Source organism: Streptomyces sp. NPDC050535 (assembly GCF_044457665.1).
Taxonomy (GTDB): domain Bacteria; phylum Actinomycetota; class Actinomycetes; order Streptomycetales; family Streptomycetaceae; genus Streptomyces.
Genome location: NZ_JBITHE010000020.1, coordinates 1 through 15,557, shown reverse-complemented (window position 1 = coordinate 15,557; position 15,557 = coordinate 1). Strand labels below are relative to the sequence as shown.

The 15,557-nt window shown below is 70.3% G+C and carries 11 protein-coding genes; 2 read left to right on the top strand and 9 right to left on the bottom strand.

Going from position 1 to position 15,557, the window contains the following annotated elements:
• Window positions 1-78 precede the first annotated feature (78 nt).
• Complete coding sequence (locus ACIBLC_RS32525) at window positions 79-1,710, top strand: phospho-sugar mutase (protein ID WP_399214936.1); 1,632 nt, start codon at window positions 79-81, stop codon at window positions 1,708-1,710.
• A 392-nt stretch (window positions 1,711-2,102) separates the two neighbouring features.
• Here ACIBLC_RS32525 and ACIBLC_RS32520 read toward each other — a convergent pair whose 3' ends face one another.
• From ACIBLC_RS32520 to ACIBLC_RS32480, 9 genes are all read right to left on the bottom strand, one after another.
• Window positions 2,103-2,927 (bottom strand): phosphate ABC transporter ATP-binding protein, encoded by an 825-nt coding sequence (locus ACIBLC_RS32520; RefSeq protein WP_399215067.1) that lies wholly within the window; start codon window positions 2,925-2,927, stop codon window positions 2,103-2,105.
• Window positions 2,928-3,011: 84 nt separating this feature from the next.
• On the bottom strand, window positions 3,012-3,947 hold the full coding sequence (locus tag ACIBLC_RS32515) for a sortase (protein WP_399214935.1): 936 nt from the start codon (window positions 3,945-3,947) through the stop codon (window positions 3,012-3,014).
• 88 nt (window positions 3,948-4,035) lie between these two features.
• Window positions 4,036-5,436 carry an Ig-like domain-containing protein gene (locus ACIBLC_RS32510; RefSeq protein WP_399214934.1) on the bottom strand — a complete coding sequence of 467 codons (1,401 nt, stop codon included), beginning with the start codon at window positions 5,434-5,436 and terminating at the stop codon, window positions 4,036-4,038.
• A 139-nt stretch (window positions 5,437-5,575) separates the two neighbouring features.
• Complete coding sequence (locus ACIBLC_RS32505) at window positions 5,576-6,619, bottom strand: substrate-binding domain-containing protein (RefSeq protein WP_399214933.1); 1,044 nt, start codon at window positions 6,617-6,619, stop codon at window positions 5,576-5,578.
• A gap of 170 nt (window positions 6,620-6,789) precedes the next feature.
• Window positions 6,790-9,225 carry a hypothetical protein gene (locus ACIBLC_RS32500; protein ID WP_399214932.1) on the bottom strand — a complete coding sequence of 812 codons (2,436 nt, stop codon included), beginning with the start codon at window positions 9,223-9,225 and terminating at the stop codon, window positions 6,790-6,792.
• A complete protein-coding gene (gene pstS, locus ACIBLC_RS32495) occupies window positions 9,222-10,931 on the bottom strand; it encodes a phosphate ABC transporter substrate-binding protein PstS (protein WP_399214931.1) in 1,710 nt (569 codons plus the stop codon). The genes ACIBLC_RS32500 and pstS overlap by 4 nt, the downstream gene beginning before the upstream one ends.
• A 35-nt stretch (window positions 10,932-10,966) precedes the next feature.
• On the bottom strand, window positions 10,967-12,283 hold the full coding sequence (gene pstA, locus ACIBLC_RS32490) for a phosphate ABC transporter permease PstA (RefSeq protein ID WP_399214930.1): 1,317 nt from the start codon (window positions 12,281-12,283) through the stop codon (window positions 10,967-10,969).
• 15 nt (window positions 12,284-12,298) lie between these two features.
• A complete protein-coding gene (gene pstC / locus ACIBLC_RS32485; protein WP_399214929.1) occupies window positions 12,299-13,240 on the bottom strand; it encodes a phosphate ABC transporter permease subunit PstC in 942 nt (313 codons plus the stop codon).
• Window positions 13,241-13,573: 333 nt separating this feature from the next.
• The gene (locus tag ACIBLC_RS32480) at window positions 13,574-13,855 is read right to left on the bottom strand and encodes a hypothetical protein (protein ID WP_399214928.1); all 282 of its coding nucleotides are present in this window, start codon (window positions 13,853-13,855) and stop codon (window positions 13,574-13,576) included.
• A gap of 605 nt (window positions 13,856-14,460) precedes the next feature.
• On the opposite strand from ACIBLC_RS32480, the gene ACIBLC_RS32475 reads away from it, so the two are divergent.
• Window positions 14,461-15,228, top strand: a complete 768-nt coding sequence (locus tag ACIBLC_RS32475; protein WP_399214927.1) for a DUF5707 domain-containing protein — start codon at window positions 14,461-14,463, stop codon at window positions 15,226-15,228.
• Window positions 15,229-15,557 lie beyond the last annotated feature (329 nt).

The following is a 15,557-nucleotide window of genomic DNA, read 5'->3' as shown; positions in this document are numbered from 1 at the left end:
GGAACGGGAAGGGGCGGAGGGGGCGAGAAACATGGGCCGGGCAGGGAACGTACGAACGAACAGAGAGGCGCATCCGACGTGCAGGACGAACTGATCGCGCGGGCCGAGGCATGGCTGGCGGAGGATCCGGACGCGGAGACCCGCGAGGAGCTCGCCGGGCTCATCGAGGCCGGCGACACGGCGGAGCTGACCGCACGCTTCAGCGGCACCCTCCAGTTCGGCACAGCCGGCCTCCGCGGCGAACTCGGCGCGGGCCCGATGCGGATGAACCGCGCCGTGGTCATCCGCGCGGCCGCCGGCCTCGCCGCGTACCTCAAGGGCAGGGGCGAGACCGACGGCCTCGTCGTCATCGGCTACGACGCCCGCCACAAGTCCGCCGACTTCGCCCGGGACACCGCCGCGGTCATGACCGGCGCCGGTCTGCACGCCGCCGTACTGCCGTACCCGCTCCCCACCCCCGTCCTCGCGTACGCCATACGGCACCTCGGCGCGCTGGCGGGCGTGGAGGTCACCGCCAGCCACAACCCGCCCCGCGACAACGGCTACAAGGTGTATCTGGGCGACGGTTCGCAGATCGTCCCGCCGGCCGACGCGGAGATCGCCGCCGAGATCGACGCGGTCCGCGCGCTCGCCGACGTCCCGCGCCCGGACGGCGGCTGGGAAACCCTCGGCAACAGCGTCCTGGACGCCTACCTGGCCCGTACGGACGCCGTGCTCGCCGAGGGCTCCCCGCGCACGGCCCGTACCGTCTACACCGCGCTGCACGGCGTCGGCAAGGACACCCTCCTCGCGGCGTTCGCGCGGGCGGGCTTCCCGGAGCCGGTGCTCGTCGCCGAGCAGGCGGAGCCGGACCCGGACTTCCCGACGGTCGCGTTCCCGAACCCGGAAGAGCCCGGCGCGATGGACCTCGCCTTCGCGAAGGCCCGCGAGACCGACCCGGACCTGATCATCGCGAACGACCCGGACGCGGACCGCTGCGCCGTGGCCGTCAAGGGCGACGCCGGCTGGCGGATGCTGCGCGGCGACGAGGTCGGCGCGCTGCTCGCCCAGCACCTGGTGCGGCGCGGCGCGCGGGGCACGTTCGCCGAGTCGATCGTCTCGTCCTCGCTCCTGGGCCGGATCGCCGGGAAGGCGGGGCTGCCGTACGAGGAGACCCTCACCGGCTTCAAGTGGATCGCCCGGGTGGACGGTCTGCGGTACGGGTACGAGGAGGCGCTCGGCTACTGCGTCGACCCCGACGGCGTACGCGACAAGGACGGGATCACGGCCGCCCTCCTCATCACGGAGCTGGCCTCGGAGCTCAAGGAGCGGGGCCGCACTCTCCTGGACCTGCTGGACGACATGGCCGTCGAGTACGGCCTGCACGCCACCGACCAGCTCTCCGTCCGCGTCGAGGACCTCTCCCTGATCGCGAACGCCATGCGGCGCCTGCGCGAGCAGCCGCCCACGAAGCTCGCCGGCCTGACGATCACCAACGCCGAGGACCTGGCGAAGGGCACCGACCGGCTCCCGCCGACGGACGGGCTGCGTTACACGCTGGAGGGCGCGCGGGTGATCGTCCGCCCGAGCGGCACGGAGCCGAAGCTGAAGTGCTATCTGGAGGTCGTCGTGCCGGTCGCCGGGCACGGGGAGCTCGCCGCGGCGCGGACGAAGGCGGCCGGGCTGCTGGCCGCCGTCAAGCGGGATCTCTCGGCCGCCGCCGGCATCTGACCCGTCGACCCGTACGTCTGCCTGACGGGGGCCGGCCGTGCCGGACCCCCCGATGGCTCTGATGTGGCCAGTGGCAGCTGATTCACGGGGAGTTGGGCTGTCGCATGCCCCTCGGCCGCCTCTTCCGCTCCCCCGCGCCCCACGCTTGAAGGGAGTGCGGACACGTCCTCACCCCCCTTTGGACGCATCCGCGCACCGGGTGTCCCGTGCCCCCTTTCACCAGAAGAGCGGGACGCCGGGCAAAGGACGGGCACGGGGTTCAGCGCGCCCCCCGGGCAACTGAACCCCGTGTCGGTTCACACCCGCATGAGACAGCTGAAGCTCGGAGCGCGAGTTGACGGGCATCGGCGAACTCCCCCTGCTCCGGGCCTCTCCCCCTCTCCGGATCCGGATCATCCGAAGCGGCCGTTCACGTAGTCCGTGGTGCGTGGGTCCTGGGGGTTGTCGAACATCGCTTCCGTGGTGCCGTGTTCGACGATGAGGCCGGGGGTGCCCTGTTCGGCGAGGAAGAAGGCGCACTGGTCGGAGACGCGGGCGGCCTGCTGCATGTTGTGGGTGACGATCACGATGGTGACCTCTTCGGAGAGTTCGTGGATCGTCTCCTCGATACGTCGCGTCGACGTCGGGTCCAGGGCCGAGCACGGCTCGTCCATGAGGAGGACCCGGGGGCGTACCGCCAGCGAACGCGCGATGCACAGGCGCTGCTGCTGACCGCCGGAGAGCGCGCCGCCGGGCTGGCGGAGGCGGTCGCGGACCTCCTTCCACAGGCCCGCCTTCGTGAGGCACTCCTCGACGAGCCGGTCCCGGTCGTCGCGGCCGGCCTTGAGGCCGCCCAGCTTGAGGCCGGCGGTGACGTTGTCGTAGATCGACATCGCCGGGAAGGGGTTGGGCTTCTGGAAGACCATGCCGATCTGGCGGCGGGCGTGCGTGATGCGCCGGCCGCGGTCGTAGATGTCCTCGCCGTCGAGGAGCACCCGGCCCGCGAGGGAGGCGGAGCCGACCAGTTCGTGCATGCGGTTGAGGATCCGCAGGAACGTGGACTTGCCGCAGCCGGACGGGCCGATGAGCGCGGTGACCCTGCGGGCGGGCATGGTGAGCGAGACCCGCTCGAGGACCTTGTGGTCGCCGAACCAGGCCGAGATGGCGTCTGCCTCGAGAGTGGCGGGATCGCCCTCCGCGGTGGCCGCGCCGAGCCTGCCGGTCCTGACGGCCGTCATCTTCCTCGTCGGGTCCATGATCTCGTCGACGAGTGGGCTGGTCGTCTCGGTGGTGTCGGACATGATGGTTGAACTCCTCGTCGGTCAGAGCAGGTTGGGCAGCAGGCGGGCGGCGGCGCCGGAGACGGCGAGACCGAGGGCGGCCAGTACGGGTACGCCGACGATCCAGGTCTGCCAGCGGCCCCAGGCGCGGTAGGCGGCCATGGTGAGCAGGGCAGCGCCCAGCAGGGCCTGCGACCAGAGGAAGACCGAGAGCCAGGCGGCGCTCTCGGTGCCCAGGGCCTGTTCGGACCCGTCGATCCAGCCGGTGGCCAGTGGACGCGGCGGGCTGGGCTGTACGTCGCTGGTCAGCGTCGCGTCGACGCGGATCGTGCCGGACGGGGTGTATGCCCCGCCGTCGGCGGTGATGAGCGTGAGCCGGCCCTCGCCCTCCTTGAGGGCGGGCGGCAGCGGGTCGCCCTCGCGGCGGATCGCCGAGACCTGGTAGGTGGCGGTGCCCTGACCGGTCGTCACCCGGATCTCGGTGCCCGGGGGCAGCCGGTGCAGGTCGTTGAACGGGCTGCCGTACCCCCACTGGCGGCCCATGATCACGCTGGTGCCCGCCTGTCCCGGCAGCGGGGTGTCCCGCCGGTGGCCGGGGCCGGACATCAGCACACCGGAGGTGGTGCTCTCCCCGACGACCTCCTTCACACCCAGGTCCGGGATCCGCAGCAGCGCGACGGGAGCGCCCGGCACCAGCAGCTTGCCGTCGTACGTCTGCTGGCCCACCGGGGCGATACCGAGGGCGAGTTGACGGCGCAGCTCGTCGTACGCCGTCTGCTGATCGCGGCTGTGCTGGAGGTGGCCCACGATCGTGAGGTTGGCGGCGAAGCCGAGCAGCAGGGCGGCGAGCACGCACAGCGCGGCCCCGGTGAACGCGAAGCCGGCGCGTTCGGCCCGGGGCGGCCCGGCGGCGGGCCGGGGCGAAGGCGCCGACGCCGGCGGCGCCACGGCCGGCGGGGGCGGGGACAGCACGGTCACGGGGAGCGCTCCTGTGGAGAGGTGTGTGGTGGAGAAACGGCGGAGCGGGCGGCGGGGTGAGGACCCGCCGCCCGTACTCCGTGCGCCGTTACGGGCGCGGTTCGCCGAAGCTCAGCAGCCCGTTGCGGCGGCCGAACCGTACGAAGACGAAGCCGGCCGCGACCAGGACGACGGCGCCGATACCGGAGAACAGCGCGATCTGGCTGCCGGTGGAGGCGAGGCCGCCCTGCGGCGAGGTGCCGCCGGTGGTGGAGTCGCCGCCGGTGGTACCGGACGTGCCGCCGCCGGTGGAGCCGGACGTGGTGCCGGACGTGTCGCCGGTCGGCTCATCGGTGGGCTCATCGGTGGGCTCGTCCGTCGGGTCGTCGGTGGGGTCGTCCGAGGCCGACGGGTCGTCGCCCGGGGACTCGGACGCCGGGGCGGGCACCGTGAAGGCAACGGCGGTCGAGAAGCAGTTGGGGCTGAAGTTCCAGGCGCTCTGGCCTTCGACCGCGTCCGTGGGAACGGTGAGGGCCGGCCAGGTCAGCACGCCGCTCGCGTCGGCCGTGGCGTCGGGGAACTCGGTGTCGTTCCGGTCCATGGCCATGGTGAACTTCGCGCCGGGCTCGCATCCGCGCACAACGACCTTCACGGTCTGACCGCGGTCCAGCGCCGGATTGTCGGCCAGCCGCTCCCCCGCGGCGTCGAGCATCTCGAACCTCGGCAGTTGCACGGTCACGGCCAGCGGTGTGGACTCCGAGGCGCCCCACTCGGCGGGGTTCGCCGGAGCGAACCGGGCGGTGATCCGGTGCACGCCCTCGGACAGCGTCGACGTCCTGAACTCGGCCTTCCCGTCGGCGGCCGTCGCCTCGCCCAGCGTCGTCCCGCCCTCCTCGAAGGTCACCTTGCCCGCCGCCTGCGCCGGGGCGACCGACGCGGTGAACGTGGTCTCCTGGCCGGGCTCGGGCGTCAGGCTGCTGCTGCTCAGCGAGACGCTGGTGGCCGTCGCTCCCTCGCCCACCACCCAGTTGTCGCCGGTGACGGTGATCTTCTGGGACCAGTACGGGTTGCCCGGTACCCACTCCTCGGTGGGCTTGTCCAGGCTCTCGCTGTCGACGCAGTAGACGCGCAACTCGTAGGTGCCGTCGCCCGTGACGACATCCGTCAGGTCGGCCACCGTCATACCCGGGTTGTCCGCCGCGGCCAGCGAGACCGTCGAAGCCGCCCGGTCGTAGGGCGCCCCGTTGCCGATCCCCCTCAGCGCCGACGACTCGGTGCCGTCCGCCTTGACCACGTAGAGGTTGAGGAAGTTGTTCCAGTTGATGCCTTCGAGCGTGAAGTCGGGGCATTTGCCCGGGAGTTCGACGGAGCCGGCGATGGGCTGTGCGTCGCTCAGCTTTCCGCTGCCGGGCGTCATGCCGAACTCGCCGACGGACGCCGCCCAGGCGGGCTGGGACTGGGACGCGACCAGGGCCACTACGCCCAGGGCAAGCACGGCGCAGGCGGCCACGATCGCTGCCGCTCTTCGGAATGGTCGTAGCACTGTCATTGCGTTCCCCCGGGGGACGGTCGACGGATGGGTTCGGGAACGGCACGTGGGGCCGGGCACCTGGTGGGTGCCCGGCCGTCACGCGAGGATCAGACGACGATCACGAGTACAGGCCGCCCTTGAGGGCGGGGGTGGTCGTGTCACCGCAGTTGGAGATGGCGCCGAAGCCGTAGTTCTGGATGGTGGCGGACGCCGCGCAGATGTCCGTCAGCGCTTCCGAGATGGCGGCCTCGCCCAGCCGGGACGTCTGGACGACGTTGAAGACGTCACGGGAGAAGACGAAGCTCGGGTTGAGCGCGAGCGAGGTGCCCGAGCCCGTGGTGGGCAGCGAACCCTCGATGCTGCGCAGGCGCGACTCGCCCTTGCGGTTCGGGACGTCCGCCAGGCCCTTGCCCTGGGCGATCCACTGGGCGACCGAGTACGGCACGAGCTGGCTGGCGTTGGCGATCGCCGTGCCGTCGTGCTCCTGGACGTTGTCCTGGAGACCACAGGTGGCCTTCGCCGTGGTGATCTGCGCCTCGGTGACCCCGATGGAGGTCAGGAAGTACGAACGGGTGCCGGAGCCGGCCTGCGGCAGCAGCGGCTGCACCGTGCGCGAGACACCCCCGGCGTCCGTGTAGGCACACGTCTTGTAGATGGAGGCCAGCTGGGCGATCGTCAGGTTCGTCGGCACGGTGCTACCGAGGTCGGTGGCGTAGGTGACGGCGTCCCTCGCGTAGGGGACGAAGGTGAGGTCGGTGCCGGGCACGGTGGTCTTCGGCGTACGCGAGGAGCGGGCGATGTCGACGCAGGTGCTCCCCCCGTTGCTGATGTCGTCGGACAGCCGGTTGATGCCGTTCGTGGAGCCGTTCGCCTCGGCGCGGGTGTAGGAGCAGCCCGGCTTGGTGACGAAGGGGTCGGCGCCGGTGGCCGGCTTGACCGCGTCCCACGAAGAGATGATCTTGGCGCCGCCGGAGTTCACGACAGCGGTGCCGTTGGCGAGGCCGTTCATGACGTACTGCGTGGTGTCCGAACCGACAGCCGACAGGATGCGGTAGTCGGTCGCCGTCGCCGGGTCCGCCGAGGCGGGGGCAGCCAGGATGCCGAGACCGAGAGCCGCGGCGCCGAAAGCAGCACCGACCTTGGCGTAAGACTTGACGTTCACTTCTGAACCCCTTGCTTTCTGGTTTTCGAAGACTGGACGTTCAAGCTGAATCCGGATTTTCTTGCTGCCGACCCGTCGGTCGGCCACCGCATACAATTCCAGGGTTTTCGCGCGGTGACCAACAAATTCCCAACGAGGGAAAGGTTACGGGAAGGCTTCCTAGGCGTCTCCTAGGGAGTCCGCCGTTGCGAGAGGCGAAGCATTATCGGACCCGCGAGTCCTGCCGCTCCGCCCAGAAAGAGGACGCCGAGAAGGACCCAGCGGATAATTCCCAGGATTTCGCCGGGGGTGTATCCCTGTCCGGCTTCCGCGACATTCTGCTGGGGTCCTGACGAGGGTGGCGCGGAGCCGTTCAGGGCGGCGGATTCCGACGCCGACGGGCTGGTCCCGTCATCGCCCGCTCCTCCCGCGGACGCTCCGCCGCCGGCCGTACCGGAAGAGGTTCCTCCGGTGTCGGCTCCGGAGGTGACTCCGCCCGGGTCGTCCGGGTCCGGGTCGGTACCGGGCGAAGGGCCGCCCTGCGCCACGCCTCGCTCCAGGTCGTCGGCGGCGGTCTCTGCCTGCGCGCGCAGCTTCGCGGTCAGCGGCGCGTAGCCGGGGGGCAGTTCACCGGCCGACAGACCCGAGGTCTGGCCAGGACCCGCGGCGAACCTGATGAAGTCCGCGTACGCCTTGCGGTCCGCCGCGCCCTGGTTCACCGAGGCCGCCGCGTAGGCCACCGCGGTCAGCGGGTACGCCTGGCCCTTGGCTCGCGCCGGATCGGCCTTCAGTACGTCGGGCTGGTCCGGCCACGCCCGCATGGCGCTGACGGCCGTCTGGAACGTGTCGGCCGAGGGCTTCACGAATTTCCCGTCCGCGTTGCGCAGGGCGGCTGTCTGCAACCCGTAGCGGACCGCCGACGCGGCGTCGACGATCGCCATCACGGCGTGCCGGCCGGGCAGGGGGGCGTCGTTCGTGAGTCTGGGCGGCGTGGCGCCGACATCCCATTGGATGGTGCGGCCGTTGTTGCCCCGGCGGGTTTTCACCGCCCCGTCGTGCAGGTCGGCCGTGTACGGGTCCAGATCGGTTATCGAGTAGGTGGCGTCCGGAGGCGCGAGGCCGCCGAGGAGCGCCGTCGTCGGGTCCGCCTTGGGGAAGTCGGACAGCGCGGCGTTCTCCGCCAGGTCCAGGTCGTCGAAGTAGGAATTGACTCGCATCCCCCAGGGGTCCTCCTTCCCGCCGAGGAATTCCCGGGCATCCTTGTCCGACTGGAGCCAGTTCCAGACCATCCGCGTGGTGTCGGAATTCAGCAGCGGGACCATGAGACTTCTGGGCTCGTCCACCAGTTCGGGAAACTGCGGGTTCAGTTCCCTGAATTCCGGATCGCTGGTGAAGAAGTCCGGATTGCCTTTCACCTGCTCCGGAGCGGGTACGACCAACGGCACGTCACGCACATAGGAATGCGTGAGCATTTTGGCGACGAGCCGCGGAGTCAGTTTTATTTCCTGTACCACGCCGGACGGACCTTCTACGAAGAAAGCGACCGCCAGTCCGGTCACCGCCACCGGGGCGTGCACGACGCCGGGTCCGCCTTCCGGCTGGACGACCGGGTCGACGGTGACGCCCATGGCGGGCAGTTCCTCCGTGGCGCCCATCACCTCGTTCCTGGCACTCTCCTCGGACGCCCGGTTGTAGACGAACGTGCTTCCCGTGGACGAGCACAGCTTCGGTCCCCACGACGCCACGGCGTCGTCCGCCAGTTCGGAGCCGGGGATGGCCCGCTCCGGCTGCCCCTCCGGGCAGAACTGGTCGACCGGCAGGAAGTCCAGGCGGAAGACCATCCGCTGGGCCCAGTTCGTCGCGGACAGCGGCGAGGTTCCGAGCTGGTCGCTGGTGGGGTTGGTGATCTCCGTACCGCTTGCCTCGTGGAGGCCGCGCGGTACGACGACCAGCCAGCAGTGGCGCGGCTTCGGGGTACTGCCGGCCGCCGCCGTGTTCTCACCGCAGCCGAGGTGGTTCGCCTGGCTTCCGTCCTGCACCTCGAATTCGACTTCGCCCGTGCCGTTGTCGAACGTTCGGACGGCCTTCTGCTCGTTCGTGTCGAGCGGGCCGAAGTAGGTGAAGTCGTACAGGGAGGTGGTGGCCGGTTCGCCGTTGGCGGGGCGGAACGGGACGAAGGCGTTCTGGCCCGTGTACTCCTTCTCCTCCGGATCCTTGGTGGCCTCGACGCTCCGACCGGCTCCGGCGCCTTCCGTGGTACCCGCTCCGAAGGCACACTGCTCCCGGTCGGGCCCGGCGGCGCCGTCCCCCCAGCACTGCATGATCTGCAGGTAGTTGACGTTGAACTTGACCGACGGCTTGGTCGGCGCCCCGCCCTCCCAGCTGACCCGCACCCCCTGGGAGCGCAGCCCCTCGGTCTGGTGGACGGTCACCTTCAGACCGGAGAAGTCGTCGTACCTGCCCTTCTTCCCCGTCTCCGTCACAGCGGAGTCCTCCGCTCCGCCTTCCGCCGCCGCGGCGGCGGTCGTGGCGGGCGGCAGCGGCAGCAGGGCCAGTACGAGCGCGGCGAGCAGCGAGCCCACCGCGACGAGGACGCGCGGCCGGGGCCGCGTCGGTGCGGCCGTCATGCCGAACCTCCCCTGCGGCGCGACCGGTTGGACATCACGCGGGCGATGACGGGTGGTCCGATGACGACGCCGACGAGCAGCGCGGCCGACAACGCCATCAGCGCCGTACGCAGACCGAGGGCCTCGCCGGAGCCGAGAGCGATCGGATTGGCGACGACGGAGGAGTCGCCGGCGCCCTGGTCACCGCTGAGCACCTCGCCGGTGTCGGGGTCGACGACGGCCCCCTCCGTGGTCCCGCCGGTGCTGCCCGCCGTACCGCTGCCGCCCGTGTCACCCGTGTCACCCGTGCCGCCGGCTCCACCGGTGGATCCCGTCGTTCCCGCACCGCCCGTCGAGCCGGCGCCGCCCGTCGTGCCGGAGCCACCGGACGAACCGGAGCCGCCCGAGCCGGAGCCGCCGCCGGTCGAGCCGCCGCCGGTGATCGTCGTGGGCGTCCTGTTGCCACCGGTGCCGTCCGCGCACTGGTCCGAACCCCGCCTGTCGCACGCCTTCGGGAACGGTGCCTTCGTGGCCAGGAGGTTCTTCCCGTCGGAGGAGAACGTCGGGTTGTTGCAGTTCTTGATGCTGATGTTCTCCACCACGGCGCCGGGGATCCTGCGCACCTGTTCCATGGCCGCTTCCACGAGGTTGACGGGCAGCGGCGAGTAGCCGAGCCGGTCGGCCTGTTGCTGGCCCTCGCACAGGAAGTAGTTGTTGAACGCGCTCAGCGTCCTGCCCTTGGCCTTGGTGAAGCCCATCTCCTCCTTGGTCGGGATGATCATGTAGCTGTAGGAGGAGAGGGGGTAGGTGCGCCGGTCGCCGTACGTGTAGACCCCGTCGAGGTTCTGGGTCAGGTAGTTCGCGGAGCGCGGATCGTTGTTGATCCGGGCCTTGGTCAGGGCGACGGCCACGCTGGAGGCGGTCGGTTCGACGTAGTAGCCGGACCTGTTGAGGACCTTGGCCACCGGGAAGCCGGCGTTCTTGGCGTACGAGTACTCGACGTAGGTGATGGCGCCGTCGGCCTGGGACTGCCTGGTGTAGCCCGCGACGCCGAGCGAGCTGGACTGGGCGACGAAGCCGGAGCCGGGGATCACCGGGAAGTACGAGGTCAGCCCGCAGGGCGTGGACTTGCCCGCCCGGCGGCAGTAGTCGTTCCAGAGGGAGCCGTGCTGCTTGGACATCCAGAGGGTGAACTGCGCCGTCGTACCTGAGCCGTCGGAGCGGACGACCGGCACGATACGGCGGGCCGGAAGGGTCAGCTTGGGGTTGTCCGCCCTGATCTCCGCCGCGTTCCACTGGGTGATCTTCCCCGTGAAGATCTTGGTGAGGACGGCACCGGACAGCCGCAGGTTGGTGACCTGCTTGCCGCCGATCTTCAGGTTGTACATGAACGATGTACCGCCGGCCACGATGGGCATGTAGGCGTACTTGCGGGTGGGCGGAGGGTCCTGCGTGCCGAGGTCGCTGAGGCCGTACGGGATCTCCGACACGCCGAAGTCGGAGGTGCCGTTCTTGAACTGCTGACGGCCCACAGACGAACCGACCGCCGAGTAGTTCACGGTCATGCCCTGCTGGCGGACGTTGCGGCGCCACTGTTCGATGGCGTTGGCGCTCCAGGTCGAGCCCGATCCGCTGATCTTCGTGTAGTCGGCCGCGAAGGCGTCCGGCGGGTTGACGGCCAGCAGCGCGCAGACCACGGCGACGAACAGCGCCAGTGCCTGGTACACGCGCGTAGCGCGCGGACGTCGGACAGGTGCGGATATCACGGGGTGCTCCTCGTCGATGCGGAACCGGCCGAACCGGCGGAAGTGGCTGACGGCTGGTCAGCGGCTGTGCGCGCCGTGAAACGGCGCGCGTCACGGCGGGACGCCTTGACCCGGCGGTGTTCCTGACGGCGGGTCAACCGGCCCGGTCCACGGCCGCCGATGACACGGGCGACGACGAACAGGACGAGCACCAGCACCAGAAGCACCGCGGCGGTGCCGAAGCCGCGGGCGATGTAGGTGGGTTCGGGGGACTTGACGAGTTCGAAGGCCGCCAGCGGCAGCGACACCATCGGCCCCTCAAGGGGGTTGGTGTTGAGCTCCGCGGTGAAGCCGGCGGTCAGCAGGACCGGCGAGGTCTCGCCCACCCCGCGTGCCGTGCCCAGGATGACCGCGGTGGTCAGCCCGGACCGGGAGGTGGGGAGCACCACGTGCCACACCGTCCGCCACCGCGAGGTGCCGAGCGCGTACGACGCCTCGCGCAGGGTGCCGGGGACCAGCCGGATCACCACGTCCGACGCGCGGATGATGATCGGCAGCATCATCACGGAGATCGCGAGCGCGGCGGCGAGGCCGGAGCTGTCGAAGCCCAGCGCCAGTATGAAGGTCGCGTAGATGAACAGGCCGGCCACGATGGACGGCAGCGCGGTCATCGCCTCGACGATGGTGCGGACGAACCGGCTGAAGGCGCCCGGGACCTCGTTGAGGAAGACCGCGCACACCAGCCCGGTCGGAATGCAGATCGCCAGGGCGATGCCGATCTGCCAGAGCGTGCCGACGATCGCGTGCAGGATGCCGCCGACGCCGAGCGGTTCGAGCGGACCCGCGTCGGCCATCGACTCGGTGTAGAAGTTCAGGTGCGGCAGCGCCTCGCGGCCCTCGTAGAGCGTGTAGACGACGACGAAGGCGAGCACGGCCAGCATCACGATGCCGAGGCTCTGGATGACGGCGGCGGCCACCCGGTCGCGCACCGCGGGACCGTCCTCGTCGAAGGAGACCAGCAGCGCGTACAGGCCGATGAAGAGCACGTAGGCGATGACGACGAAGCCCAGTGCTCCGTTGAAGGGCAGCATCCGGTCGAACGTCAGCCAGGTGACGGCGAGGGACGCGGCGCCGGCGCCCAGCATGGCGTACACGTCGGTGGCGCGCAGCGTGGCCAGGTTGCGGCGGGACTCCCCGGGCGCCGCGGCTCCCCCGGTCCGGCGCCCGGGCAGGCTGGTGCCGCCGGGCACCGGCGATTCCGCCGGACCCGCGGGGCGCGGCTGCTCCCGTGGTTCCCGGTCGCCGGGCGGGCTCTGTGCGGTGGTGACGGTCATCGGGGCTCGGTCTCCTCAGGAGTCGCTCGTCGCGCCGGAACGGCTGCGGGCGACGATCGACGATGCGGCGAAGTTGACGACGAGGGTCATCAGGAAGAGCGCGAGGCCGGCGGCCATCAGCGCCGACATGCCGAGGTCGCTCGCCTCGCCGTAGCGCAGGGCGATCAGCGAGGAGACCGAGCTCGTGCCGTTCTGGAGGATGTGCGGCTGGATCACGAAGATCGGCGAGATGATCAGGTAGACCGCGATGGTCTCGCCGAGTGCCCGGCCCAGGCCCAGCATGGTGCCGCCGATCATGCCGCCCTTGCCGAAGGGCAGGACGACGCTGCGGATCATGCCCCAGCGGTTCGCGCCGAGCGCGTACGCCCCTTCCCGCTCGCCGACCGGGGCCTGCGAGAACACCTCCCGCATCACCGAGCAGATGATCGGCGCGACCATCAGGGACACGACCATGCCCGCGATGAAGGTGGAGGAGGTGTAGACCGTCGCGGTGGCGAGCGGGTCGTCCGGTTCGGCGCCGTCGACCGCGAACAGCGGTATCCATCCGAAGTACGTCGAGATCCAGCGCGAGAGCGTGACGACGTGGCCCTGGAAGAAGAACAGCCCCCACAGGCCGTAGACCACCGACGGCACGGCGGCCATCAGGTCGACGACGCTGATGAGGGTCTGGCGCAGCCGCGGCGGCGCGTACTCGGAGATGTAGAGCGCCGTGCCCAGTGCCAGCGGCACCGCGAACACGATGGCGACCATGGCGATGAGGATCGTGCCGACGAGTACCGCCGCGATGCCGAAGTTGTGGGCGTCGGGCTCCCAGGCCTCGGTGGTGACGAAGTCCCACCTCGCGTCCGTCAGCGCCTGCCAGGCCCGGTACGTCAGAAAACCGCCGACGAGCAGCATGATCGCGAGCACCAGACCGCCGCCGCCGCGCAGGACTCCCCTGAACACGCGGTCGGGCACGCCCTGATCGGCGTGCAGGCGTCTCGGGGGGTCGTCCGCCGATGCCACAGGTCTCTCATATGTTCGCGTCGTCACATGGGTCGACGCTCCTGAGGCGTAGTGGACACCCGCGCACGCGAACATGAACGAGACGACCCCGAGAGGCAACATCCGGGATTGACGTGAACGCGGCGACAAGAAAACACGAATGGGGCCGGGACCCACCGCGATACGGCGGGCCTCCAGCCCCAGGGACGAACTCTCGCGCGAACCCCCGAGCCGCCGGTACGGCGCACTCAGCAGACGTCCGCCCTCACTCCACCTCCGCACTCACCCCTTGCCCGATGCCCGTTCTCACTCGACGTCGTCCCACGGGATCAGCCCGCCGGACCCGAGATCACTCAGAAGCGCCCGGAACCGTTCGTAGGCGGCCTGACATGTCGAGTGCCGTTCATAGGCACGAGAGGACACGGCGACGGCGCCACCGCTGCGATCCCTCAGTCCCCAGACCCAGCCATTGCCTTCTGACGTGTGGTGCACGCCGCCGGGTAATTCCGCTACGTCGGCGCACAGTTGCTCGAACGCGGTACGGCACTCGCCGTAGCTCCGGTACGTCATCGCCGCGACGGCGATCACCCTCCCGTTCGTGGCGGTAAGTCGCCACAGGTAGCTGCCGTCTGCCCCGATGTCTATCTGACAGCGCGTGCCGGGTACGGCCGCGCCCCCCTGTCTTGCTGCCATCCATCCCCACCCCTGTGTTCCCGCCATCAGGAAGTGCGCGCGGGCCGACGATGGTTCATCGTTCACGCGGCACACGCAGAGTAGTGATGCGGGAGTGAAACACGATTGCCATAATTGGGGGCCCTCGGCATGCTTCACGCGAAAGTTGCCCCTCGTTCACGCAGTCGGCCGACAGGCAACGTGCGTCGACCGTGCGGGTCGACCGGCCACACTCTCAACTCGCTTGCCAGCGAGGCCTCTTGGGCCTGACAGGCCGGGGCTCCGGTACGCGTAGGTGGTCGCCAGGTCCGCTGAAATTCGAGTCGAATTTCCCCTGCGGTTTTCCATTGAATCGGCGAAACAGATATTCGGCCGCACTTCCTTTGCCGGGAAATCGGAGGCCCCGATCACTTTCGCGCGAAAAACGTTCCTAAATCTCCACCGGATGAGTACGCTGCACACCAATTCGGGTCTGCCGACAGGGAATCGGCAGGCCATGGCATTCAACTTGGGGAATTCGAATGCGCTTTTACTCTGCTGCCGCCGCCGCGTGCGGCGTCGTGGCTCTGTCCGCCCTCACCGTCCCGGCCGCGTACGCGGACGAGCAGTTCGGCGACACCGACATCACCAGCGTGGTCGTCAACGACGGCAACTCCGTCGTGGTCGGCACCGCCGCGAGAACGGTCACCGTGAAGGTCACCGCGACCGACCCGTCCGGCCTCGAACAGATCAACGCCACCCTGTTCCACGGCGCGTACGGCGCTCAGGACGCCACCGTGCCCTCGGCAGCCGCCTGCGGGCCGACGACCGCCACCACCAGCACCTGCACCCTTACCTTCACCCTCACCCCGGGCACCACACCCGCCGACGACTCACTGGCCGGCCCCTGGAGCGTCAGCGCCTACGCCGTGGCCGTCGACAGCGACGCCGAATTCCTGGACGACGCGGCGACCTTCGCCGTGTTGCGCGACACCAGGCTCACCGCCGCCGACGCCACCCCCGAGCCGGTGAAATGGGGCAAGATCCTCACCCTCAAGGGCGCCGTGCAGAACGCGGCCTGGGCGACCGGCAGTTACGCCACCGCCGATGCCGGCCGGCCCGTGGCGCTCCAGTTCCGCAAGAAGGGCTGCGACGAGTTCACCACCGTCAAGACCGTCACCACGGCCGCCGACGGCACCCTCTCCACCACCGTCCGCGCCTACAACGACGGCGACTACCGCTGGTCCTACGGCGGCACCTCCACCACCGCACCGGCCCTCTCCACAGCCGACTACGTCGACGTGAGGTGACCATTCCTCACAACTGAGGGGCCGTGGCTCCCGCCGGACAGTAGGCGATGGTCCGGTTCTCGCCGGGGCCGGTAAACCACCACACAGCCCGGTCGATGCCCACCGGCGGGAGGGGCCGGGGGCCGGTACATCACATGCCCGTCGCGTACGCCCGCGTCACCGGACCCGTCCCCACTCAACCGGCGTCTGATCCGGCGGCGACGGGCGGATGTACCGGCCCCCGGGGGGGGGGCGCCCCCCCCCCCCCCCCCCCCCCCCCCCCCCCCCCCCCCCCCCCCCCCCCCCCCCCCCCCCCCCCCCCCCCCCCCCCCCCCCCCCCCCCCCCCCCC

Excerpts from the sequence above, each read along its gene's own strand:
- ACIBLC_RS32520 (WP_399215067.1), bottom strand. The coding sequence starts at position 2,927 with ATGACGGCCGTCAGGACCGGCAGGCTCGGCGCGGCCACCGCGGAGGGC.
- ACIBLC_RS32500 (WP_399214932.1), bottom strand. The coding sequence starts at position 9,225 with ATGACGGCCGCACCGACGCGGCCCCGGCCGCGCGTCCTCGTCGCGGTG.
- pstA (WP_399214930.1), bottom strand. The coding sequence starts at position 12,283 with ATGACCGTCACCACCGCACAGAGCCCGCCCGGCGACCGGGAACCACGG.
- ACIBLC_RS32475 (WP_399214927.1), top strand. The coding sequence starts at position 14,461 with ATGCGCTTTTACTCTGCTGCCGCCGCCGCGTGCGGCGTCGTGGCTCTG.